Here is a 20,094-nt window from a genome sequence, read left to right as displayed (position 1 = left end):
TTCTATCCGGCGAGCGGCGCGACGCGGATCGACGCGGCGACGGCTCGGCGCAACGCCACCGTCATCCGGCCGATGCGGCAGGCGATCGGCCCGGCGCCAAGCGTCGCACGGTGCAACACCTCCACCGAAACGCCCTCATCAAAGCCCAATTCGCGCAGCCGACGCGCCTCTGGCACCGCGAGCCGCGTCCAATCTATCGCAGCGACCGTTGCCGGCTGGCGACGCGGGAAGGATTCGAGACTGACGATGCTGGCCATGCACTGCAGATAGCACCTTGCGATTGATTATCAATGACGAAAGCCATGATGGCGTGGCATGACGATCCGCATCGCAGGGGGGGGACCATGACAGGAGCCACGTCCGGGCCCGTACCGGGCAGTCTGGAGGATCGCGCGATCGGCGCGCTGCTCGGACTGGCGGTCGGTGACGCAATCGGAACCACGATCGAATTCTGCCCGCGCGACAGCTATCCGCCGATGACGGACATGATCGGCGGCGGCCCGTTCGCGCTGGCGCCGGGGGTGTGGACGGACGACACCGCAATGGCGCTGGCGCTGGCCGACAGTCTGGCAGGCGGCGGGTTCGATGCAGGCGACCTCATGCGCCGGTTCGTATCCTGGTGGCGCGACGGCGCCTATAGTCCGACGGGCGAGTGCTTCGACATCGGCGTGACGACGCGGTGCGCGCGGTGGCGCGCGACCAGAGCGCCACCACCCATGCAGCGCCGATGTGCATGGACGCATGCGAAGGCTATGCCATGATCCTGCGTGCGGCGATCACCGGTGCGACGCGCGAGATGGCGGTGCGCGCCGGCGAAGGTGTCGGATCGGGGGTCGTCGCTGCCATCCTGCGCGGTTCCTGGCGCGGCAAGGACCGCGCCATGATCGCCTCGTCGGACTATGTGGCACACAGCCTGGAGGCCGCTTTGTGGTGCGTCGATCGCACCGATTGCTACCGCGACGCGGTGCTGCTGGCCGCGAACCTGGGCGACGATGCCGATACCACCGCCGCGATAACGGGCCAGCTTGCGGGCGCGCTATACGGCGCGAGCGGCATTCCGGAAGCCTGGCGCACGCGTGTCGCCTGGCGGCCGCGCATCACGGCGGCGGCGCTCGCGCTCCTGCCGCGCGCGGCTATGCCACCGGATAGCGCAGCCGGCCGATGAAGCGCGACAGGCTGGGGCCGTTCTGCGCGCGGCGCAGGAGGCCTGCCTTGGCCTTCTCGAAACGCATCAGCCCGTCGATGCGGCGGGCGAGGAAGGCGCGGGTGTCCGCCTGCCCATCGCTCTCGTCGTCGAGGAAGACGCTGACGGTCGCGCCGTACACGCCAAGCAGGGTCGCGCGCTTGGTGTAGTGGTTATAGTCGGTGGCGGTGTCGCCCGCCTGGCGCCACATCGCATCGACGGTGCGCCACGCCAGCCTTGCGGCGCGCGCGATGTTGGTCGGCAGCGCCAGCACCGCGAGCGCCCGGCGCAGAGCCTCACGATCGGGCACGACCGCGTCGAGACGTGCCTCGACCAATGCGGTGATCCGTTCGCGAATTTTCATCGCGGCCAGCGTCTCGGGCGGCAGGGCGGCAGCCATGCGCACGTCGATCGCGGCAAACCACGCGTCGATCATGTCGACCGCGCCGCCGGGGAAGGCCAGCCGCGCGACGTCACGATCGACACCGGCGCCCTCGGACGCCATGTCGCGCGCGGCATCGCCCCAGCCATCGAACGCCGCATTGGCCGCGATCGCGGGCGCAAGCAGCGCACGCAGTTCGTCGAGCGTCAGGTCATTGGTCATCAACGGCTCCTCGGCCTTCAAGATGCGGTTCCGGCGGCCGCGGTGCAAGCGGCGGCGCAAGCGGGGGCGTGCGGCGGACGAGTACCAGCGCGACCGCGACCATCGCCGCGCCGAGCAGGTCGGGCAGGCCCAGCCGCTCGCCATACACCATCCAGCCGACCGTACCCGCGACGACCGGCTGGATGAGCAGGGCGATGCCGATCACCAGCGGCGGCAGCGCGCCGAGCGCGTAGATCATGCAGCCCTGACCCAGCACCTGGCTGACCAGCGCCAGGCCGATCAGCGGCGTCCAGCTCCCCGGCAGCAGTCCCTCGCCCAGCAGCAGGGTGGCCAGATACAGCGGCACGATGCTGGCGATCGTCGACAGCGCGAGCGAGGACAGCGGCGCCATGCTTTCGCGGGCGCGGGCCATGACGATGAAATAGGCGGTATAGAGCACGCCGGCGAGCAGGCAGAGCAGGTCGCCGACCAGGTTGCGCGGGTCGAGCTGATACGATCGGCCGAGCAGTAGCATCGCGCCCGCCGCGGCCAGCGCCAGCGCAAACCCCTGCCCCCGCGTCGGCCATGCGCGTGCGACCAGAAATCCGTAGATCGGGAACATCAGCGTGGCGCAATTGCCGAACAACGTGGCATTGGCCAGCGTGGTGCGCAGGATGCCCAGATGCCAGCTCGCCAGATCCGCGGCGAAGGCGATGCCGCCGACGCCAAGCAGCAGCCAAAGCCCGCCCGGCATCCGCCCTGGCCGCACGCCACCCGCCAGCGCCAGCGCAGCGAGCAGAGGGGCCGCAAGCGCGATCCGCCAGAAGGCCGATGCGACCGGGCCGACATCGGCCACGCGCACGAACCAGGGGCCGAAGGCGAGCGCGACATTGGCGACGATCAGTGCCGCGAACGCCACGCGCGGACCGCCCTGCACGCCGATTTGCAGCCGCGCAGATTTTCTTGGGAGAGCGGGCAGGTGCATGCGGCCGTGTAGCGCCCTATCTGCGCTGCCGACAGACCTGACAGGAGTTCGCATGGCCGACCTATTCTCGCCGCTGCAAGCCGGCGCCCTTGCCACGCCCAACCGCGTGTGGATGGCGCCGCTGACCCGCGGCCGTGCCGATCGGAACGCGGTGCCGACCGCGCTGATGATCGAATATTATCGCCAGCGGGCGAGCGCGGGACTCATCATCTCGGAGGCGACCGGAATCAGCCGCGAGGGGCTGGGCTGGCCCTATGCGCCGGGCCTGTGGAACGATGCGCAGGTCGAGGCGTGGAAGCCGGTGACGCACGCGGTGCATGACGCGGGCGGGCGGATCGTCGCGCAATTGTGGCACATGGGGCGGCAGGTGCATTCGAGCGTGATCGGAGGCCAGCCGGTGTCCTCCTCCGCCACCGCGACCCAGGGCCAGGCGCATACCTATGACGGCAAGCAGGATTTCGAGACCGCCCGGCCGCTGGCGCTGGACGAGATGCCGCGGCTGCTCGACGATTATGCGCTGGCGACCCGCAACGCGATTGCCGCCGGCTTCGACGGGGTGCAGATCCACGCCGCCAATGGCTATCTGATCGACCAGTTCCTGCGCGACGGCGCCAACCACCGCGACGACGCTTATGGCGGCACGCCCGAAAACCGCATCCGCCTGCTGCGCGAAGTGGCCGAGCGGGTCGCGGCGGTGGCGGGCGCGGATCGGGCGGGCGTGCGACTGTCGCCGAACGGCGAATCGCAAGGGGTGGACGATTCGAACCCGCATGCGGTGTTCGTCCCCGCCGCCAAGGCGCTGGCCGATATCGGCATCGCCTTCCTGGAACTGCGCGAACCCGGCCCCGCGGGCACTTTCGGGCGCACCGACGTGCCCAAGTTGAGCCCGGCGATCCGCGCGGCATTCCCCGGCGCGCTGGTCCTGAATTCGGATTACACCAGTGTCGAGGCCGCGCAGGCGGACCTGGATTCAGGCGTGGCGGATGCGATCAGCTTTGGGCGGACGTTCATCGCGAACCCCGACCTGCCCGCGCGGCTGCGCGAGGGCGCGCCGCTGGCCGCGGACAATCCGCGGACCTGGTACAGCCAGGGGGCGGAGGGGTATGTCGATTATCCGGCGCTGGAGCGCGAAGCGGCGTAGCGCCCAGGGCATGATGACGTCACCTCTACCCGTTCGTGCTGATTAGAGGCCGAGTAGCCGCGCAAGCGGCGTATCGAGGACTCGTATCGAAGCACCGTTGGTATTCGATCACCTGTCCTTCGATACGCCCTCTCGATACGCTGCTGCGCAGCTACTCGATGGCTACTCAGGACGAACGGGTGGGTGAGGCTGATACATCATGGTCTAGGCCGGGCGGTCGAGAGCGATTTAGATCGTCTCGCCGAGCCGGTCTAGGACGCGGGTGAAGGCGGGGCGGCCGTGCTGCATGGCCATGCCGATCGCCACCCCGGTGACGACGAGCCCGCCGAACCCGAGCCAAGCGAACGCCGCCAGTACCGCCGCCGCCAGTATCGCGACACCGCCAAGCACGAGGGCCAGCAACCGCGCGCCGCCCTCGGCAAGAGCGATCCCCCGCGGGCCGCGCGCATCGAACTCGCCGCGGGTGCGCAGGACGTAGCGGCCATCGGGCGTTCGCTCGCCGCGACTCAGCAGGCGGGCGAAAGCCCCACCGGGGTTTCGGCTGGATATTGGCAGCCCACCCGGCGCGCGCGGGCGGACCGGCTCTCCGTCGCGGGTGTCGATCACCTCCAGCCGCCGGCCGCGTTCGACGACGCGGTAGCGCGGCGACGGCGGCCGGGTGGTCATGCGACGTCAGGCGAACCGTTCGCGCAGTGCCAGCATCGCCAGCGCCGCCTTGGCCGCATCGCCGCCCTTGTCCTTCTCGTCCGGCCGCGCGCGGGTCAGGGCCTGGGCTTCGTTTTCGGTGGTCAGGATGCCGTTGCCGATCGCCAGCCCGTCCATCGTCAGCGCCATGATCCCACGCGCGCTTTCGCCCGCGACGATCTCGAAATGATAGGTCTCGCCGCGGATCACGACGCCGAGCGCGACGAAGGCGTCGAACGATTCGGCGGCCAGCGCGATCGCGCCGGGAACCTCTAGCGCGCCCGGAACCGTGATCGTCTCGTGGCTATGCCCCGCCGCCTCGATCGCGGCACGCGCGCCCGCCAGCAGCAGGTCGTTCAGATGGTCGTAGAAGCGCGCCTCCACGATGAGCAGATGAGCCATCAGGAATCGGCCTCCCATGCGATCGGTCGCTCGCCCACGATCGACAGGCCGTAACCGTCGAGAGCGACCAGGGTGTGATGCGAATTGGTGAGCAGGATCATGTCGTGGATGCCGAGTTCGGCCAGGATCTGCGCGCCGACGCCGTAATCGCGGACCTCGTTCATGTCGTCGCCGTCCGCCGGGGCGCCCTGCCCCTTCTGGCGGACGATGCGCGAGAGCAGGTCGGGGCCTTGGCGGGTGAGCACGACGACGACGCCCGACCCCTCCCGCGCGATCGCCTCCATCGCATTGGCGAGCAGCCCGGCGCGTTCGCCCAGTTCGCCGAAGGTGTCGCCGAACAGGTTGAGCGGATGCATGCGCACCACCGTCGGCTTGGACGGGTCGATCCGCCCCTTCACCAGCGCCAGCGTCTCCGCACCGATCGCCTTGTTGCGATAAGTGATCGCGGTCCATTCGCCGCCGTGGCGGCTGGTGAACTTGGCCTCGGCGATCTTTTCGACATTGTGGTCGTGGCGGCGGCGATAGGCGATCAGATCGCGGATCGTGCCGATCTTGAGACCGTGCAATTGCGCGAAGGAGACGAGATCGTCGAGGCGGCTCATCGTGCCGTCCTCGTTCATGATCTCGCAGATCACGCCCGACGGGTTCAGCCCGGCGAGGCGCGACACGTCGACCGCGGCCTCGGTATGCCCGGCGCGGACCAGCACGCCGCCGTCGCGCGCGACCAGCGGAAAGACGTGGCCCGGCGTCACGATCTCATCCGCGCCCTTCGAAGAATCGATCGCGACCGCGATGGTGCGCGCGCGATCGGCGGCGGAGATGCCGGTCGTCACCCCGTCGCGCGCCTCGATCGAGACGGTGAAGGCGGTTTCATGGCGGGTGCCGTTGTGGCGGCTCATCAACCCCAGGCCGAGTTCGTCGACCCGGCGCTTGGACATCGCAAGACAGATCAGCCCGCGACCGTGACGGGCCATGAAGTTGATCTTCTCCGGCGTCGCCATCTGCGCGGGGATGACCAGGTCGCCCTCGTTCTCGCGGTCCTCATCGTCGACCAGGATGAACATCCGGCCGTTCTTGGCCTCGTCGATGATCTCCTCCGGACTGGAGAGGAAACCGTGGCGCAATCTTGCAAGCTCAGGCTTTTGCACGGTAATGCTCCATCCGTTGGAGGTAGCGGGCGAGGACGTCGATCTCGATGTTGACGCGGCCGCCGGGTTCGAGCGCGCCGAGCGTCGTCGCGGCTTGCGTATGCGGGATGACGTTGACGGCGAAGTCGGTGCCGTCGGCGTGATCCTCGACCGCATTGACCGTCAGCGACACGCCGTCGACGGTGATCGAGCCCTTGGGCGCCAGGAACGGTGCGAGCGCGGGCACCACGCGAAAGCCGATGCGCTTCGAATCGCCCTCCGCACAGACGCCGAGCACCTCGGCGACGCCGTCGACATGACCGGTGACGATGTGGCCGCCGAGTTCGTCGCCCAGCTTCATTGCGCGTTCCAGGTTGATGCGGGTGCCCTCATGCCATTGCGGCGCGGTGCGCGCGATCGTCTCTCCCGACACGTCGACCGCAAACCAGCCGGGTACGCCCGCGGCGGATTTGTCGACGACGGTCAGACAGACGCCCGAGCAGGCGATCGAGGCGCCGAGATCGACGTCGCCCATGTCATAGGCGGTCTCGATCATGACCCGGGTGTCGCCGCGCGCCTCTATGCGCGCGACCCGGCCGATGTCGCTGACGATTCCGGTGAACATTCAACCCTCGCTCAAAACGCGCTCGTAGACCTCGAGGGTGTCGCTGCCAAGCAGGCGCATGTCGGTTCGCTGCCAGCGGCCATGCGCTTGTGTCAACGCTGTCAGGCCCAGATCGGCCAGACTGGCTACACCGCCGCCGACGAGGACAGGCGCACGGTAGAGCAGCAGACGATCGACCAGATCGGCGGCCAGGAAGGAAGCGGCGGTGCGTGCGCCGCCCTCGATCAGGAGGTGATCGACGTTGGTGAGGCCGGCGATCTGGGCGGGATTCGCGAGATAGAGCCAGTCACCCTCACCCTTCCGCCGCGCGTCGTGCGGCTCCTTCCCTCTCCCGCCGGGAGAGGGAAGGGGCCCGCTCGGCGCAGCCGAGTGGGAAGGGTGAGGGTGACTGGACAGCACGATACGCATCGGGCTGCGGTCCTCCAGCCCGGGCAGGCGAACGTCGAGCCGGGGGGCGTCGGCGTCGAACGTGCCGCGGCCGACGAGGATCGCCTCGTGCCGGCTGCGTTCAAGATGGGCGTGGGCGCGTGCCTCTTCGCCGGTGATCCAGCGGCTCTCCCCGTTCGCCAGCGCGATGCAGCCGTCGAGCGAGGTGGCGAGCTTCAAGGTAACATGGGGGCGGCCGTGCGCCTGACGGGTCAGGAAACCGGCCATCGCGCGGCGGGCGGCGGCGGCTCCGACGCCCGCCGCTATCGCTACGCCGGCCGCCGACAGCCGCTGCAACCCGCTGCCGCCGGTGCGCGGGTCGGGATCGGGCAGCGCGGCGACGACGCGCGCGACGCCGGCGGCGATCAGCAGGTCGGCGCAGGCGGGGCCGCGGGGCGAGACATGCGCGCAGGGTTCGAGGCTGGTGTAGACGGTGGCGCCGCGGGCGTCCGCGCCGGCCTGGGCCAGCGCCATCGCCTCGGCATGCGGGCGGCCGCCGGGCTGGGTCCAGCCGCGGCCGGCGACGCGGCCGTCCTTGACGATGACGCAGCCGACGTTGGGATTGGGTGCGGTGCGGCCGCGCGTGCGTTCGGCAAGCGCGAGTGCCGCGCCCATCCAGCGCGCGTCGTCGTTCAGAGTCCCCAGCCTTCGAGCTTCTTGTCCAGCCGCCGGAACGCCGCGCGCCGCTCGTCGTCGGCCTTCTTCTGTTCGGCCAGCGCCTTCTGGCGGATCGGCTCGTCGATCTTCTGCTGCGCGCGGATCTGTTCGTCGGTGCGATCGAGCGTCCATTGCTCGAAATACACGATGTCGCGGCGATACACCGGCTCGATCGAGCTATCGTTGGCGAAGGCGTAGACGAAGAAGCCTGTGATCGCCATCGCGAGCACCAGGAAACCCAGTTCGTGCGGCCGGCGGTGCGAGAGGAACAGGCGCAGGTCGCGGTAGGCCCGGACGGGTGAGAAGCGGCTGAAGAAACCCATGACGCCGAATGTAGGGGCGTCGCCGTCGCTAGACCAGACCCGCGGCACCCAGCCGCGCGATCGCGCGGTCGCGACCGATCAGCGGGAGCAGCGCCGCCATGTCGGGGCCATGATCGCGGCCGGTGAGCGCGCGGCGCAGCGGCAGGAACAGCGGCTTGCCCTTGCGCCCGGTCGCTTCCTTCAGCGCCGCGGTCAGCGCGTGCCAGGGATCGGCGGACCAGTCGATCGTGGCGGCGAGCTGAGCGGCCATGGCCAGGAATCCGGCGTCGTCGGCCGCTGGCGGCGGGGCGATCGGCCCTTCGATGACCTGCCACCATTCGGCGGCCCCGGCGACGGTCGTGAGATTCGGGCGCACCGCCTCCCATTCCGCCCGGCCCATCCCGGCGGGCAGCCGATCGGCGACGTCGGCATGATCCAGCGCATGGACGACGCGGGCGTTCAGGTGCGCAAGTTCCCCCTCGTCGAAGCGCGCAGGCGCCCGGCCGAAACGCGCGAAGTCGAAGCCCGCGATCAGCGCGGCGTCGTCCACGGCCTCCACCGGCGCACTGGTGCCCAACCGCGCGAGAAAGGCGCGGATCGCAGGCGGCTCGATGCCGATTTCGCGAAAATGATCGACCCCCAGCGCGCCCAGCCGCTTCGACAATTTGCCCTCGGCACCGGTCAGCAGAGCGGCATGCGCAAAGGCGGGCGGGGCGGCGTCCATCGCGGCGAACATCTGCAATTGCAGCGCGGTGTTGGATACATGGTCCTCACCGCGCACGACATGGCTGACGCCGAGGTCAATGTCGTCGATCGCGGAGGGGAGCATGTAGAGCCACGATCCGTCGGCGCGGCGGACGACGGGGTCGCTCATCGCCGCGGGATCGAAATTCTGAGGCCCGCGGATCAGGTCGTTCCAGGCGATCGGCGCGTCACGGTCGAGCTTGAAGCGCCAGTGCGGGCGCACGCCGTCGGCCTCCAGCGCGGCGCGATCGGCGTTGCTCAACGCCAGCGCGGCGCGATCGTAGATCGGCGGCAGACCGCGCCCGAGCAGGATCTTGCGCTTGAGATCGAGTTCCTGCGCGCTCTCATAGGCCGGATAGATGCGCCCCGCCCGCAACAGCGCATCGAAGCGCGCCTCGTACAGCGCGAACCGCTCGGACTGCCGCACCTCGGCATCAGGCGCCAGACCAAGCCAGGCGAGATCGCAGCGGATCGCATCGACGAACCGCTCCTCGCTGCGCTGCGCATCGGTATCGTCGATACGCAGCACGAAGCGCCCGCCGGTCTTTCTGGCCCACAGCCAATTGTGGAGCGCGGCCCGGATGTTGCCGACGTGGAGCGTGCCGGTTGGCGAGGGCGCGAAGCGGGTGAGCGTCATGGGGTGAGGATCGCAATCCCGCGCGCGATCGCCGCGCGGGCAAGTCTTCCGTCCCCGGTCAACAGCGGAGCCGCGAAGCGTTCGCAGACCAGCGCGTAAGCCGCGTCATAGGCACTCAGAAGATGCTCGATCGCATAATCCACGACCGCATCGAGCGGTGCACCGTCGACCAGCGTGATCGTGGTCATCAATGTGACGGCATCCGCGCACGCCCGACGGCTTTGCTCGGCGTCCAGGCGATTGCGTTTTCGGGCGGTGCCGATGAGGCTCGCCAGTTCGACCGGCAGGTGAGGCGGCGCATAAATCTCATTGGCCAGACATGTCATGAGCGCGAAGTCGGCCAATGTGCCCGCTTCGTCCGGGATAAGGAACGCCCCGATCGAGGAGGCGTCGACAACGACGATCACCGCCGGCCTTCCTCGATCCACTCCCGGATCTCCGCGGCCGACGTCGGACCATATTTTGCCCGAACTTCCTGGCCGATCCTGTGAAGGTTGTTCAATGCCGCCGCCTTGCGCGCACGGCGCGCAGCATGCGTTAGGCCGAGGTGCAGGACATCATAACCTTCGCGAGTGATGACGATCTCCTCGCCGGCTTCGGCCGCGGCGAGCAGCGCTACGGCATTGTCTTGAAACTCGGCAATGGGAACATGGCGCATGACGGCACTCCTCTGCCGCTGTCCTACCCGATCGAGCGTTATGGCCACAACCGCCCCGGTTGCGTTCGGCGCCTCTCCGGGTAAGAGCATGCCCGGCAAAGGGGCGCGTCCATGAAACTCATCACCGGCAATTCCAACCTGCCGCTGGCGCAGGCGATCTCGGATTATCTGGAGACGCCGCTGACCGAGGCACTGGTGCGCCGGTTCGCCGACGAGGAGATCTTCGTCGAAATCCAGGAGAACGTGCGCGGCGAGGACGTGTTCGTGATCCAGTCGACCGGCTATCCGGCGAACGACAATCTGATGGAATTGCTCATCATCATCGACGCGCTCAAGCGTGCGTCGGCGCGGCGGATAACCGCGGTCATCCCCTACCTCGGCTATGCGCGGCAGGACCGCAAGCCCGGCCCGCGAACGCCGATCTCCGCCAAGCTCGTCGCCAACCTCATCACCGTCGCGGGCGCGGACCGGGTGTTGTCGGTCGATCTCCATGCGGGGCAGATCCAGGGGTTCTTCGATATCCCCACCGACAATCTCTACGCGGCCCCGGTGATGTCGGCGGACATCCATGCCCGCTTCAAGGGGCGCAACATGATGGTGGTGTCGCCCGACGTCGGCGGTGTCGTGCGCGCGCGCCAGCTCGCCAAGCGGCTCGACAACGCGCCGCTCGCGATCGTCGACAAGCGCCGCGAGCGTGCGGGCGAATCCGAGGTGATGAACATCATCGGCGAGGTAGAGGGGCGGTTCTGCATCCTGGTCGACGACATCGTCGATTCGGCCGGCACCCTGTGCAACGCCGCGGCCGCCTTGTGCGAGGCAGGGGCGGAAGGCGTCGTCGCCTATGTCACCCACGGCGTGTTGTCGGGCGGCGCGGTGGCGCGGGTCGAAGGATCGAAGCTGACCGAGCTGGTCATTACCGATTCGATCGGCAATCACGATTCGATCGGCACGTGCGCCAAGATCCGCCACCTCCCGATCGCGCCCCTGCTGGGTGAGGCGATCAAGCGGATCGCGGATGAGACGAGCGTGAGCAGCTTGTTCGATTGATGACGGGTGCAGGCGCGGCGGCGCCCGCGCCGATGCAAGCGAAGCGCAGCAGCACCCGGCACGGCCGGCGGGTCGGCTTCGGCCGAACCAGCCCGACGGCGGCTTTGCCGGCGTTGCTGGTCGGTGTCAGAGCTGTTATCGCCGTCTTGCCTGCCGGCCGATCTTGCTTTGTCGCAGCGTCAGCGCTGCGACAAAGCTACGATATGATCGAACACCGCCGGGTGCAGCGGCTTGGAGAAAGCGCAGCCGTATTTGAACTTGTCGCGCCACGCGACGACGGCCTCCAGCGGCGCCAGGCCGGGCAGCGTCAGCCATACCACCGTGCCCGGCCATAGCGTGAAACTGGTCTCCGCGCGAAAACCCGCCTTCGACAGGTCGACGACATCGATCTCGAAGCGCGTCTGGCCGCGGTCGCGAAGGTGGGCGCGCATCTTGACAGATCTGCGCAGTGTCTGACGAGGGTCGTCCGTGGCTTGCAAGGACGAATCGAAGGCAGGCTGGGTCATGACCGGAACATAGACCCGGAATGCTTAACGACATCCTACGCGCGCAATGATTCTACGCCGCTGTCCGCCGCGGTTCCTCGCCGCACCCCCGCCCGCCCGCGGCGCTTGAGTTCGGCCTTCAGCGCCTCCGGAGGCGGTGCCACGAGAAAGCCGAAGCTGACGTTGCCATCCTTCGTTTCGACGACGTGATGCAGCCGGTGCGCCTGGACGATGCGCTTCATATAGGCCGATTTCGGCAGGTATCGGGTCGGCAAGCGGCGATGGACGATCACGTCGTGGAAGCCGAAATATATCGCGCCATATGCTGCAATCCCCGCGCCGATCCACGTACATCCCGCCCACCAGCCGAGCTGTACCCCGCCGAGCAGCAGCACGATCGACGGCACCGCGAAGATCGCCGCATAAAGGTCGTTCCACTCCCAATTGCCGTGGCGCGGCGCGTGGTGGCTTGCGTGGAGGAACCAGCCCGGCCCGTGCATGATCCAGCGGTGCGCCGCATAGGCGAACGCCTCCATCGCGATCACGGTGGCGATAAACACCAGGATGCCCAGCGGCCAGCTCATCGAACCGGCATATAGGGTGGATTCGCCTCCGATCCTATGCTTTAGGCCATGACCTATCCGATCTTCGAGCGAGGCACGCGCGCATGAACATCCACGAATATCAGGCCAAGGACGTCCTCGCCAAGTTCGGCGTGCCCGTTCCCGCAGGCTATGCGGCGCTGACCGTCGAGGAAGCCGTGGCGGCGGCAGGCAAGCTGCCCGGACCCCTGTACGTCGTGAAGGCGCAGATCCACGCGGGCGGGCGCGGCAAGGGCAAGTTCGTCGAACTCGGTCCCGATGCCAAGGGCGGCGTGCGTCTCGCCAGGAGCGCCGATGAGGTGCGCGCCGCGGCGCAGGACATGCTCGGCAACACGCTGGTGACGATCCAGACCGGCGATGCCGGCAAGCAGGTCAACCGGCTGTACGTCACCGATGGCGTCGATATCGCCAAGGAATTCTACCTGGCGCTGCTGGTCAACCGGGCGACCGGCCGGGTGTCGATGGTCGCATCGACCGAGGGCGGCATGGATATCGAGACGGTGGCGCACGACACCCCTGAGAAGATCCACAGCATCGACATCGACACCGCGACCGGCTTCATGCCGCATCACGGCCGCGCGGTGGCGGCGGCGCTGGAACTGACCGGCGACCTCGCCAAACAGGCGACCAACGTCGCCTCCAAGCTGTACGACGCCTTCGTCGGTACCGATGCCGAGCAGATCGAGATCAATCCGCTGGCCGTCACCGAAGACGGCAAGCTGATGGTGCTCGACGCCAAGGTCGCGTTCGACGGCAATGCAATGTTCCGCCACAAGGATCTGGTCGAACTGCGCGACGAGACCGAGGAAGATCCCGCCGAGATCGAGGCTTCGCGCTACGATCTGGCCTATATCAAGCTCGACGGCGACATCGGCTGCATGGTCAACGGCGCGGGTCTCGCGATGGCGACGATGGACATCATCAAGCTGAACGGCATGTTCCCGGCCAATTTCCTCGACGTCGGCGGCGGCGCGAACAAGGAAAAGGTGACGGCCGCGTTCAAGATCATCCTGGCGGACCCCAACGTGAAGGGCATCCTGGTCAACATCTTCGGCGGCATCATGAAGTGCGACATCATCGCCGACGGCATCGTCGCGGCCGCCAAGGAAGTGAATCTGAGCGTTCCCCTTGTGGTTCGGCTCGAAGGCACCAATGTCGAGAAGGGCAAGGAAATCCTGGCGAATTCCGGGCTGGCGATCGTGCCCGCGAACGACCTTGGCGACGCGGCGAAGAAGATCGTGGCCGAGGTGCAGAAGGCGGCGTGAGGGAGGCAACATGACCGGTGAAGTCGAAAACCTGATGCTGGAGCATCTGAAGCGTTTCCAGGCAACGCTCGATCGCTTTGAACGCAAGCAGGACGAGATCATCGGGCGTATCGCCAATCTCGGGGGCGCGCTGGCGTCGATGATGCAACATCTCGCGCATTTGTCGGCCGCCGACGCTGCGCAACAGGTCGCCATCGACAATGTCAGCCGGCGCCTCGATCGTATCGAACGGCGCCTCGAACTCTCGCACTAGAGACGGCCCCGTTTCCTCCCCAGGACGGGATCAGCGACCACAGGAGTGGATGGAATGAAGGTAGTCGTGCCGGTCAAGCGCGTGCTTGACTATAATGTGAAGCCTAGAGTGAAGGCGGACGGGACGGGGGTCGATCTGGCCAACGTCAAGATGAGCATGAACCCGTTCGACGAGATCGCGGTCGAGGAAGCGATCCGCCTGAAGGACAAGGGCGTCACCGAGATCGTGGTCGTGTCGATCGGCGAGCAGAAGGCGCAGGAGACTTTGCGCACCGCGCTGGCGATGGGGGCCGACCGCGCGATCCTGGTGGTCAGCGAGACGCGGGTCGAGCCGCTCGGCGTCGCCAAAATCCTCGCCAGGATCGTCGAGGAGGAGAAGCCCGACTTGGTGATCCTGGGCAAACAGGCGATCGACGACGACAACAACCAGACCGGGCAGATGCTCGCCGGGCTGCTCGGCTGGGCGCAGGGCACGTTCGCCTCGAAGGTCGAGATCGGCGACGGATCGGTGAACGTCACCCGCGAGGTCGATGGCGGATCGGAGACCGACACGCTGAAACTGCCTGCGATCATCACCACCGATCTGCGGCTGAACGAGCCGCGCTATGCCTCGCTGCCCAATATCATGAAGGCGAAGTCCAAGCCGATGGCGCAGAAGACGCCCGCCGACTTCGGCGTCGACGTAAGCCCGCGGATCGCGACGCTGAAGGTCGTCGAGCCGGGCAAGAGATCGGCGGGCATCAAGGTCGCCGATGTCGACGAACTGGTGATGAAGCTGTCCGCGATGGGGATTTCCAAGTCATGAAGACATTGGTCTGGGTCGAGCACGACGGCGCGTCCGTCAAGGATGCAACCCTTTCGGCGGTCACCGCCGCGGCGAAGCTGGGCGAGGTCCACCTGCTGGTTGCGGGCGCAGGCGTCGATGCGGTCGCGCAAGCCGCGGCGAAGATCGCCGGCGTCGGCAAGGTGCACGTCGCCGACGATGCGGCTTATGCGCATGCGCTTGCCGAAAACGTCGCGCCGCTGGTCGTCGAACTGATGGGCCACCACGACGCGGTGTTGTTTCCTGCGACCAGCAACGGCAAGAACATCGCACCGCGCGTCGCCGCGCTGCTCGACGTGATGCAGATCAGCGATATCCTGTCGGTGGAGAGCGAGGACACGTTCACCCGGCCGATCTATGCCGGCAACGCGATCGCCACCGTGCGGTCGTCGGATGCCAAGAAGGTCATCACCGTGCGCGGCACCGCGTTCGACAAGGCGGCGACCGAGGGTGGTTCGGGCACGATCGAGGCGGTGGCATCGACGGGCGACGCGGGCCTGTCGACCTTTGCTGGTTCGGAGATCGCGGCGAACACCCGGCCCGAACTGACCAGCGCCAAGATCATCGTGTCGGGCGGACGCGCGCTGGGTTCGGGCGAGAAGTTCCACGAACTGATCGACCCGCTCGCGGACAAGCTGGGCGCGGGCGTCGGCGCGAGCCGCGCCGCGGTGGATGCAGGTTACGCGCCCAACGACTATCAGGTCGGCCAGACCGGCAAGATCGTCGCGCCGGAGGTCTATGTCGCGGTCGGTATCTCAGGCGCGATCCAGCATCTGGCTGGGATGAAGGATTCCAAGGTCATCATCGCGATCAACAAGGACGAGGACGCCCCGATCTTCCAGGTGGCAGACATCGGCCTGGTCGGCGACCTGTTCAAGATCGTGCCGGAATTGACGGAGAAGCTGTAGTTTGGACGAGCCGCTTCGGTTCGATCTACACGGGGCGGCGCGACACGATGGCGCCGCCCTTGGCATGCTGGGTCAATTTGAAGCTGCTCTGGCGCCTTTCGTCCACGAACGTCCCGGGATTCGTTTGCATGGCGTCGCCGGGCTTGGGCAGCTGCTGGCGTCTTCAAGTCACGTGGGGCGCATTGTCGCCGATATTCTCGGATCGGATGCCCGGCCAGTACGGGCCATTCTTTTCGACAAGACGCCCGGCACGAATTGGGCGCTGGGGTGGCACCAGGATCGTACCATCGCAGTTCGCGAACGACGCGACATGCCGAACTTCGGGCCGTGGTCCATCAAAGCGGGCATTCAGCACGTCGAACCGCCGTTCGCCATCATCGAAGATATGGTTACGCTGCGTATCCATCTGGACGACGTTCCCGAGCATAACGCGCCGCTGCTGATCGCACCGGGGTCGCACCGGCTGGGGCGGGTCGCAGAAGCCGATTTGGCGCAGGTCATCAATCGGTTTGGGGAACGGACTTGCCTTGCATCGCGCGGCGACGTCTGGGCTTACGCTACACCGATCGTCCATGCCTCGTCCGCTGCGTTGGGGTACAGCCGCCGGCGGGTGTTGCAAGTCGATTATACGGCACTTGCTCTGCCGGCTCCTCTGGCCTGGCTGGGTATTTGATGACGAAGCCCTGTCGATCCGATAGATCGTGTGCGACTTCTTTCGCGGGAGACGACGCATGCAGGTGACAGCCATTCTGATATCCGCGCCCGAAGGCGGCTTTACCGCGCTAAATCCGGAAACCGGAACCGCTAGCGAAGGGGAAACGGTGGAGGAAGCGATTGCCAACCTGCGCGAAGCCGTCGAACTCTATCTCGAGGTGTTTCCGCTCAAGGTGAGCGGAACGCCGCTCGTGACGACCTTTACCGTTGCCGAACATGCCTGATTATCCCGTCCTTTCCGGCGCCGACATCATCAAGGCGCTGGAGCGGCTTGGTTTCGAGCGGGTGAGAAGCCGGCAGCCACGTCGTGATGCAGCGAGGCGGACTCGGGTGCGTTGTGCCGCTGCACAAGGAGGTCAAGCGCGGCACGCTGGGGAGCATCGTGCGGCAGTCGGGAATCGACGCCGAGGCGTTCATCGCTGCACTGTCCGATAAGTCCTAAGTCATCATCCGCTTCAGCACTTCGATCCGGTCCGCCTCCGCGGCAGGCTTGTCGGTCCTGATCCGCGCGATTCTGGGGAAGCGCATGGCGACGCCCGATTTGTGGCGCTTGGATTCGTGGATCGAATCGAAGGCGATCTCCAGCACCAGCGTCTTCTCGACCTCGCGCACCGGGCCGAAGCGCGCGAGGGTGTTCTTGCGGACGAACGAATCCAGCTGGGCTATCTCCTGATCGGTGATACCCTGATACGCCTTGCCGACGGGCAAAAGGTCTCCGTCCTCGGTCCAGCAGCCGAAGGTATAGTCGCTGTACCAGCTCGACCTGCGGCCGTTGCCGCGCTGGGCGTACATCATCACGCAATCGGCGGTCAGCGGATCGCGCTTCCATTTGTACCACAAAGCGGCGCGGCGGCCGGTGACATAGGCGCTGTCGCGCCGCTTGAGCATGACGCCCTCGATCGCGGCATCGCGGGCGCCGGCGCGCAGCGCCTCCAGCGCGGTGAAATCCGCGGCCTCGATCACCTGGCTGAGATCGAAGCGATCGGGGTCGAGCGCCGGCGCGAAGGCTTCGAGCCGGGCGCGGCGTTCGGTCCAGGAGAGCGCGCGAAGGTCTTGCGTGCCGTCGAAGAGGATGTCGTAGAGGCGGACGAAGGCGGGCGCCTCCGCCAGCATCTTCGCCGACACCTGCTTGCGTCCGAGGCGCTGCTGTAGCGCGTTGAAGCTGGCCGCGCCGCCGCCCTCGTCCAGCGCGCCACCCTGCGCCTCGCCCTTCACCAGCAGTTCGCCATCGACCACGCCGGGAGTGGCGAATGCCTGCGCCACGTCGGGGAAGGCGGCTGTCACGTCGTCACCGGTGCGGCTGTAGAGGCGCGTGACGCCGGCGACATGGACGATCTGGACCCGGATACCGTCCCATTTCCACTCGGCGGCATAGTCCGCGAGATCGACGCGCAGGTCTTCGAGTGGATGCGCGAGCATGAAGGGGCGGAAGACCGGAACATCGGCCGCCGTCGGCTGCGCACCGGTCCCCTCCGCCCAGGCGAACAGATCGGCATAGGGGGGCTCAAGGCCATGCCAGACCTCCTCGACCGCATCGACGTCTATCCCGAAGGCGCTTGCAAGCGCGGTCTTGGCGAGGCGTGCGGATACGCCGATCCGCAAGCCACCGGTGGCCATTTTCAACAGTGCGAACCGCTCCTCGGCATCGAGGCGGTCGAGCATCGCCGCCAGCGCCGCCGGCGCATCGGACCGCGAGAGATGGGCGAGCGCATCGACCACCTGCGCCAGCGACAGGGGTTCGGCGGGCACCGGCGGATCGGGCTCGGGCCAGAGCAGCGCGACCGTCTCGGCGGTATCGCCGACATAGTCACGGCTCATCCGGAACAGGATCGGATCGACCCGCGATTCGATCAGCGCGCGGATCAGCGCGGGCTTGACGCCGGGCAGATCGAGATCCCCGGTCAGCGCCGCCATCGCCCAACCGCGGTCCGGATCGGACGGGGCGCGCAGGTAATCGCCGATCAGCTTCAGCTTGGCGTTGCGCGAGCGGGTGTAGATCAGCGAATCGAGGAGCGCGGCGAAGGCGTGCATGGGTTGCGCAACGCATGGGCAAGCCGCATCGCTCCCAGTCCCCGCAGATGTGCTGGAGTCGATGTTCTAGACGAGGCCCAGGGCGCCGAGTGCAAGGGTGGCGCCGAGGATCAGGAACGCCGCGCCGATGACCATGCGTGCCCGGTGCAGCGGCAGGCGGAGCCAGGCGGCTTCGCCGAGCAGCGCGGCGGGTGCGATGATTGCGAGCGAGCCGAGGGTGGCGCCGATCGCGGCGAGGGCGGGGACGGTCGTGCGCGCGGCCAAAGCGGCGACGATGAACTGGATGCCGTCACCGAACGCCAGGATCGTCATGCCGAGGAAAGTCGTCGCACCCGCGCCGATGCGCCAGCCGGTGAGGCGATCGGGCATCTTGGCCGGAAAAAAGCTGCCCGCACCCTGGAGCAGCAGGGCCAGCGCCAGCAGCAGCTGGCGGGCTTGCGGGGCGATCGTCGGCGCGATCAGCGCACCGCCCGCCGCCGCGATGCCGCTGGCGGCCAGCAGGCCGAGCGCGGCGGTGATGATGACCAGTCCCGGCCTGCGCCAGCGATCCGCAAGGATCGCGGCCAGCCATGCGGTGCGATCTCCCACCTGCGCCGCGGCGGCAGCGACCAGTGCGGCCATCAGCGCGTCCATCGAACTTTCCGCCGCGGCGCCAGCGCGGCCCGGCCGGGCAGCGCCTGGCCGCAGATCAATGCGCGATCCGCACCGCGCAGGCCGCAGCGAAGGCGTCGCAGGCGGCGACATCCTGGCGTTCGTTGGTCACCGCGTCGCGCAGCACCGACAGCCAGCCGTGGAGCAGCGGTCCGTGCTCACCGCGGGCGAGCGCGAAATCGAGGAAATGGGCGACGGTGACCGCGGGGTTCATGCCGTTGCGGTGGGCGATGACGCGAATCGCATCCACCTCCGGCGCCAACTCGCATGCGCGGGCATGAGGCGCGCGGACGTCCAGCGCCGAGATCCGCGCCGCAAGGTCCGCACGCACCGAATCCATGTCCACCTGCTCCGCCATGCCGACTCTCCCGATCCCCTGCGCACATGCTGCGCGTATCGGAATGAAGACGCGGTTAAGGACAGGGTTGAGGCCAGGCGTCGGTTGACTTGCCAGCCCTGCTGCGCCATGCGCCACCGCTGATAGCGACGGCAGGCTCCCTGCCGTCGCTTTAGCTATTCGAAGAACGCAAGGACCGGGCTCATGGCCAAGCCGACTACCGTCAAGATCAAGCTCGTCAGCTCCGCCGACACTGGATTCTTCTACGTGACGAAGAAGAACCCGCGCACGAAGACCGAGAAGCTGTCGTTCAAGAAGTACGACCCCGTCGTGCGCAAGCATGTCGACTTCAAGGAAGCCAAGATCAAGTAAGCCGACTTCGGCGGCGAATCGGCCAGAGCCGCGGGGGCGACGAGCCCGCGCGGCCTTTTTGCCGTGCGTGGCGCAGATCGCGGTGGGACCGGGGAGTTCTATTGCGGCGGGTGCTCGGGCGAAAGGTCACTGGAAAGGATGCGGCCAAAAGGGTGAAGGGGCGCAAACGGCACATCGTCACCGAGTACGCGAGGCAACCTGCTCGCCGTCCACGTCCACCCCGCCAACGTGCAGGACTGCCACGGCGCCGTGCCACTGCCGACCAAGCTGCGTCAGCGCTTTCCCGATCTCGACCACATCCTCGCCGACCGAGTCTATCGCGGTGACCAGCTGCTGCGCGCGCTTGCCCCTACCGGCCACTGGACCATCGAAATCATCCGGCGCCCGCCCGGCACCAAGGGCTTCCAGTTCCTCCCAAGGCGCTGGCCAGGGCGCTGGCCAAGGCGCTGGGTC

General features: G+C 67.5%; 27 protein-coding genes and 2 pseudogenes. 12 read left to right on the top strand and 17 right to left on the bottom strand.

The genetic code is table 11. The features are described 5' to 3' along the window. Nucleotides 1-2: 2 nt before the first annotated feature. Entirely contained in the window at nt 3-257 is a 255-nt protein-coding gene (locus tag VF643_RS06875; RefSeq protein WP_331042635.1) for a FeoA family protein, read from the bottom strand. Between the two features lie 33 nt (nt 258-290). Here VF643_RS06875 and VF643_RS06870 point away from each other — a divergent pair. Beyond that, nucleotides 291-1,165 (top strand): annotated as a pseudogene (locus VF643_RS06870) (ADP-ribosylglycohydrolase family protein). Here the strand turns inward: VF643_RS06870 and VF643_RS06865 are convergent. Beyond that, nucleotides 1,134-1,787 carry a COQ9 family protein gene (locus tag VF643_RS06865; protein ID WP_331042634.1) on the bottom strand — a complete coding sequence of 218 codons (654 nt, stop codon included), beginning with the start codon at nt 1,785-1,787 and terminating at the stop codon, nt 1,134-1,136. The pseudogene VF643_RS06870 and the gene VF643_RS06865 overlap by 32 nt on opposite strands. Then, on the bottom strand, nt 1,777-2,751 hold the full coding sequence (locus VF643_RS06860) for a DMT family transporter (RefSeq protein WP_414713811.1): 975 nt from the start codon (nt 2,749-2,751) through the stop codon (nt 1,777-1,779). Before VF643_RS06860 ends, VF643_RS06865 begins: the two co-directional genes overlap by 11 nt. A 52-nt stretch (nt 2,752-2,803) precedes the next feature. Between VF643_RS06860 and VF643_RS06855 the strand changes: the two genes are divergently transcribed. Further along, the gene (locus VF643_RS06855; RefSeq protein WP_331042632.1) at nt 2,804-3,892 is read left to right on the top strand and encodes an alkene reductase; all 1,089 of its coding nucleotides are present in this window, start codon (nt 2,804-2,806) and stop codon (nt 3,890-3,892) included. A 228-nt stretch (nt 3,893-4,120) separates the two neighbouring features. On the opposite strand, the gene VF643_RS06850 is transcribed toward VF643_RS06855, so the two are convergent. The 9 genes from VF643_RS06850 to VF643_RS06810 are packed head-to-tail and all read right to left on the bottom strand — an operon-like array spanning nt 4,121 to nt 10,154. Next, nucleotides 4,121-4,558 carry a hypothetical protein gene (locus tag VF643_RS06850; protein WP_331042631.1) on the bottom strand — a complete coding sequence of 146 codons (438 nt, stop codon included), beginning with the start codon at nt 4,556-4,558 and terminating at the stop codon, nt 4,121-4,123. 6 nt (nt 4,559-4,564) lie between these two features. Further along, nucleotides 4,565-4,978 (bottom strand): 6,7-dimethyl-8-ribityllumazine synthase, encoded by a 414-nt coding sequence (gene ribH / locus VF643_RS06845; protein ID WP_331042630.1) that lies wholly within the window; start codon nt 4,976-4,978, stop codon nt 4,565-4,567. Beyond that, the gene (gene ribB, locus VF643_RS06840) at nt 4,978-6,126 is read right to left on the bottom strand and encodes a 3,4-dihydroxy-2-butanone-4-phosphate synthase (protein ID WP_331042629.1); all 1,149 of its coding nucleotides are present in this window, start codon (nt 6,124-6,126) and stop codon (nt 4,978-4,980) included. The genes ribH and ribB overlap by 1 nt, the downstream gene beginning before the upstream one ends. Then, the gene (locus VF643_RS06835; RefSeq protein WP_331042628.1) at nt 6,113-6,730 is read right to left on the bottom strand and encodes a riboflavin synthase; all 618 of its coding nucleotides are present in this window, start codon (nt 6,728-6,730) and stop codon (nt 6,113-6,115) included. The genes ribB and VF643_RS06835 overlap by 14 nt, the downstream gene beginning before the upstream one ends. Then, nucleotides 6,731-7,771, bottom strand: coding sequence for a bifunctional diaminohydroxyphosphoribosylaminopyrimidine deaminase/5-amino-6-(5-phosphoribosylamino)uracil reductase RibD (gene ribD, locus VF643_RS06830; protein WP_414713810.1), 1,041 nt, complete (start codon nt 7,769-7,771; stop codon nt 6,731-6,733). Between the two features lie 17 nt (nt 7,772-7,788). Further along, entirely contained in the window at nt 7,789-8,136 is a 348-nt protein-coding gene (locus tag VF643_RS06825; protein ID WP_331042627.1) for a hypothetical protein, read from the bottom strand. Nucleotides 8,137-8,164: 28 nt separating this feature from the next. Continuing rightward, the gene (gene gltX / locus VF643_RS06820) at nt 8,165-9,496 is read right to left on the bottom strand and encodes a glutamate--tRNA ligase (RefSeq protein ID WP_331042626.1); all 1,332 of its coding nucleotides are present in this window, start codon (nt 9,494-9,496) and stop codon (nt 8,165-8,167) included. Further along, nucleotides 9,493-9,903: a type II toxin-antitoxin system VapC family toxin gene (locus tag VF643_RS06815; protein ID WP_331042625.1), complete on the bottom strand. Its 411-nt coding sequence runs from the start codon at nt 9,901-9,903 to the stop codon at nt 9,493-9,495. Before VF643_RS06815 ends, gltX begins: the two co-directional genes overlap by 4 nt. After that, nucleotides 9,900-10,154 carry a hypothetical protein gene (locus VF643_RS06810; protein ID WP_331042624.1) on the bottom strand — a complete coding sequence of 85 codons (255 nt, stop codon included), beginning with the start codon at nt 10,152-10,154 and terminating at the stop codon, nt 9,900-9,902. Before VF643_RS06810 ends, VF643_RS06815 begins: the two co-directional genes overlap by 4 nt. A 111-nt stretch (nt 10,155-10,265) precedes the next feature. Between VF643_RS06810 and VF643_RS06805 the strand changes: the two genes are divergently transcribed. Next, nucleotides 10,266-11,201 carry a ribose-phosphate pyrophosphokinase gene (locus VF643_RS06805; protein ID WP_331042623.1) on the top strand — a complete coding sequence of 312 codons (936 nt, stop codon included), beginning with the start codon at nt 10,266-10,268 and terminating at the stop codon, nt 11,199-11,201. 179 nt (nt 11,202-11,380) lie between these two features. Here VF643_RS06805 and VF643_RS06800 read toward each other — a convergent pair whose 3' ends face one another. Further along, complete coding sequence (locus VF643_RS06800; RefSeq protein ID WP_331042622.1) at nt 11,381-11,632, bottom strand: pilus assembly protein PilZ; 252 nt, start codon at nt 11,630-11,632, stop codon at nt 11,381-11,383. Between the two features lie 110 nt (nt 11,633-11,742). After that, complete coding sequence (locus VF643_RS06795; protein WP_331042621.1) at nt 11,743-12,270, bottom strand: beta-carotene hydroxylase; 528 nt, start codon at nt 12,268-12,270, stop codon at nt 11,743-11,745. A gap of 83 nt (nt 12,271-12,353) precedes the next feature. Here VF643_RS06795 and sucC point away from each other — a divergent pair, with 83 nt between their 5' ends. The 7 genes and pseudogenes from sucC to VF643_RS06760 all read left to right on the top strand — a co-directional run. After that, on the top strand, nt 12,354-13,553 hold the full coding sequence (gene sucC / locus VF643_RS06790) for an ADP-forming succinate--CoA ligase subunit beta (RefSeq protein ID WP_331042620.1): 1,200 nt from the start codon (nt 12,354-12,356) through the stop codon (nt 13,551-13,553). 10 nt (nt 13,554-13,563) lie between these two features. Next, nucleotides 13,564-13,806: a hypothetical protein gene (locus tag VF643_RS06785; RefSeq protein ID WP_331042619.1), complete on the top strand. Its 243-nt coding sequence runs from the start codon at nt 13,564-13,566 to the stop codon at nt 13,804-13,806. A 54-nt stretch (nt 13,807-13,860) separates the two neighbouring features. After that, the gene (locus tag VF643_RS06780; protein ID WP_331042618.1) at nt 13,861-14,610 is read left to right on the top strand and encodes an electron transfer flavoprotein subunit beta/FixA family protein; all 750 of its coding nucleotides are present in this window, start codon (nt 13,861-13,863) and stop codon (nt 14,608-14,610) included. Next, nucleotides 14,607-15,536, top strand: coding sequence for an electron transfer flavoprotein subunit alpha/FixB family protein (locus VF643_RS06775; protein WP_331042617.1), 930 nt, complete (start codon nt 14,607-14,609; stop codon nt 15,534-15,536). The genes VF643_RS06780 and VF643_RS06775 overlap by 4 nt, the downstream gene beginning before the upstream one ends. A 1-nt stretch (nt 15,537) precedes the next feature. Continuing rightward, nucleotides 15,538-16,209 carry a phytanoyl-CoA dioxygenase family protein gene (locus VF643_RS06770; protein WP_331042616.1) on the top strand — a complete coding sequence of 224 codons (672 nt, stop codon included), beginning with the start codon at nt 15,538-15,540 and terminating at the stop codon, nt 16,207-16,209. A gap of 58 nt (nt 16,210-16,267) precedes the next feature. After that, the gene (locus VF643_RS06765; RefSeq protein WP_331042615.1) at nt 16,268-16,474 is read left to right on the top strand and encodes a type II toxin-antitoxin system HicB family antitoxin; all 207 of its coding nucleotides are present in this window, start codon (nt 16,268-16,270) and stop codon (nt 16,472-16,474) included. An 80-nt stretch (nt 16,475-16,554) separates the two neighbouring features. After that, nucleotides 16,555-16,692, top strand: a pseudogene (locus tag VF643_RS06760) (hypothetical protein); the annotation flags it as partial. Here VF643_RS06760 and VF643_RS06755 read toward each other — a convergent pair. The 3 genes from VF643_RS06755 to VF643_RS06745 form a co-directional block, all read right to left on the bottom strand. Beyond that, entirely contained in the window at nt 16,689-18,281 is a 1,593-nt protein-coding gene (locus VF643_RS06755) for a cisplatin damage response ATP-dependent DNA ligase (protein ID WP_331042614.1), read from the bottom strand. The pseudogene VF643_RS06760 and the gene VF643_RS06755 overlap by 4 nt on opposite strands. Before the next feature lie 66 nt (nt 18,282-18,347). Then, on the bottom strand, nt 18,348-18,914 hold the full coding sequence (locus VF643_RS06750; RefSeq protein WP_331042613.1) for a TMEM165/GDT1 family protein: 567 nt from the start codon (nt 18,912-18,914) through the stop codon (nt 18,348-18,350). Between the two features lie 55 nt (nt 18,915-18,969). Next, nucleotides 18,970-19,290, bottom strand: a complete 321-nt coding sequence (locus VF643_RS06745) for a hypothetical protein (RefSeq protein WP_331042612.1) — start codon at nt 19,288-19,290, stop codon at nt 18,970-18,972. A gap of 183 nt (nt 19,291-19,473) precedes the next feature. On the opposite strand from VF643_RS06745, the gene rpmG reads away from it, so the two are divergent. Both rpmG and VF643_RS06735 read left to right on the top strand, forming a co-directional pair. After that, the gene (gene rpmG / locus VF643_RS06740) at nt 19,474-19,641 is read left to right on the top strand and encodes a 50S ribosomal protein L33 (protein ID WP_055844439.1); all 168 of its coding nucleotides are present in this window, start codon (nt 19,474-19,476) and stop codon (nt 19,639-19,641) included. 198 nt (nt 19,642-19,839) lie between these two features. Next, nucleotides 19,840-20,094: transposase (locus tag VF643_RS06735; protein ID WP_331042787.1), on the top strand; the 255-nt coding region annotated here is incomplete at its 3' end.

Origin of the sequence: Sphingomonas sp., assembly GCF_036387595.1 — a bacterium.
In the GTDB taxonomy this organism is placed as follows: Bacteria; Pseudomonadota; Alphaproteobacteria; order Sphingomonadales; family Sphingomonadaceae; genus Sphingomonas.
This window is presented reverse-complemented; position numbering and strand designations above follow the sequence as displayed.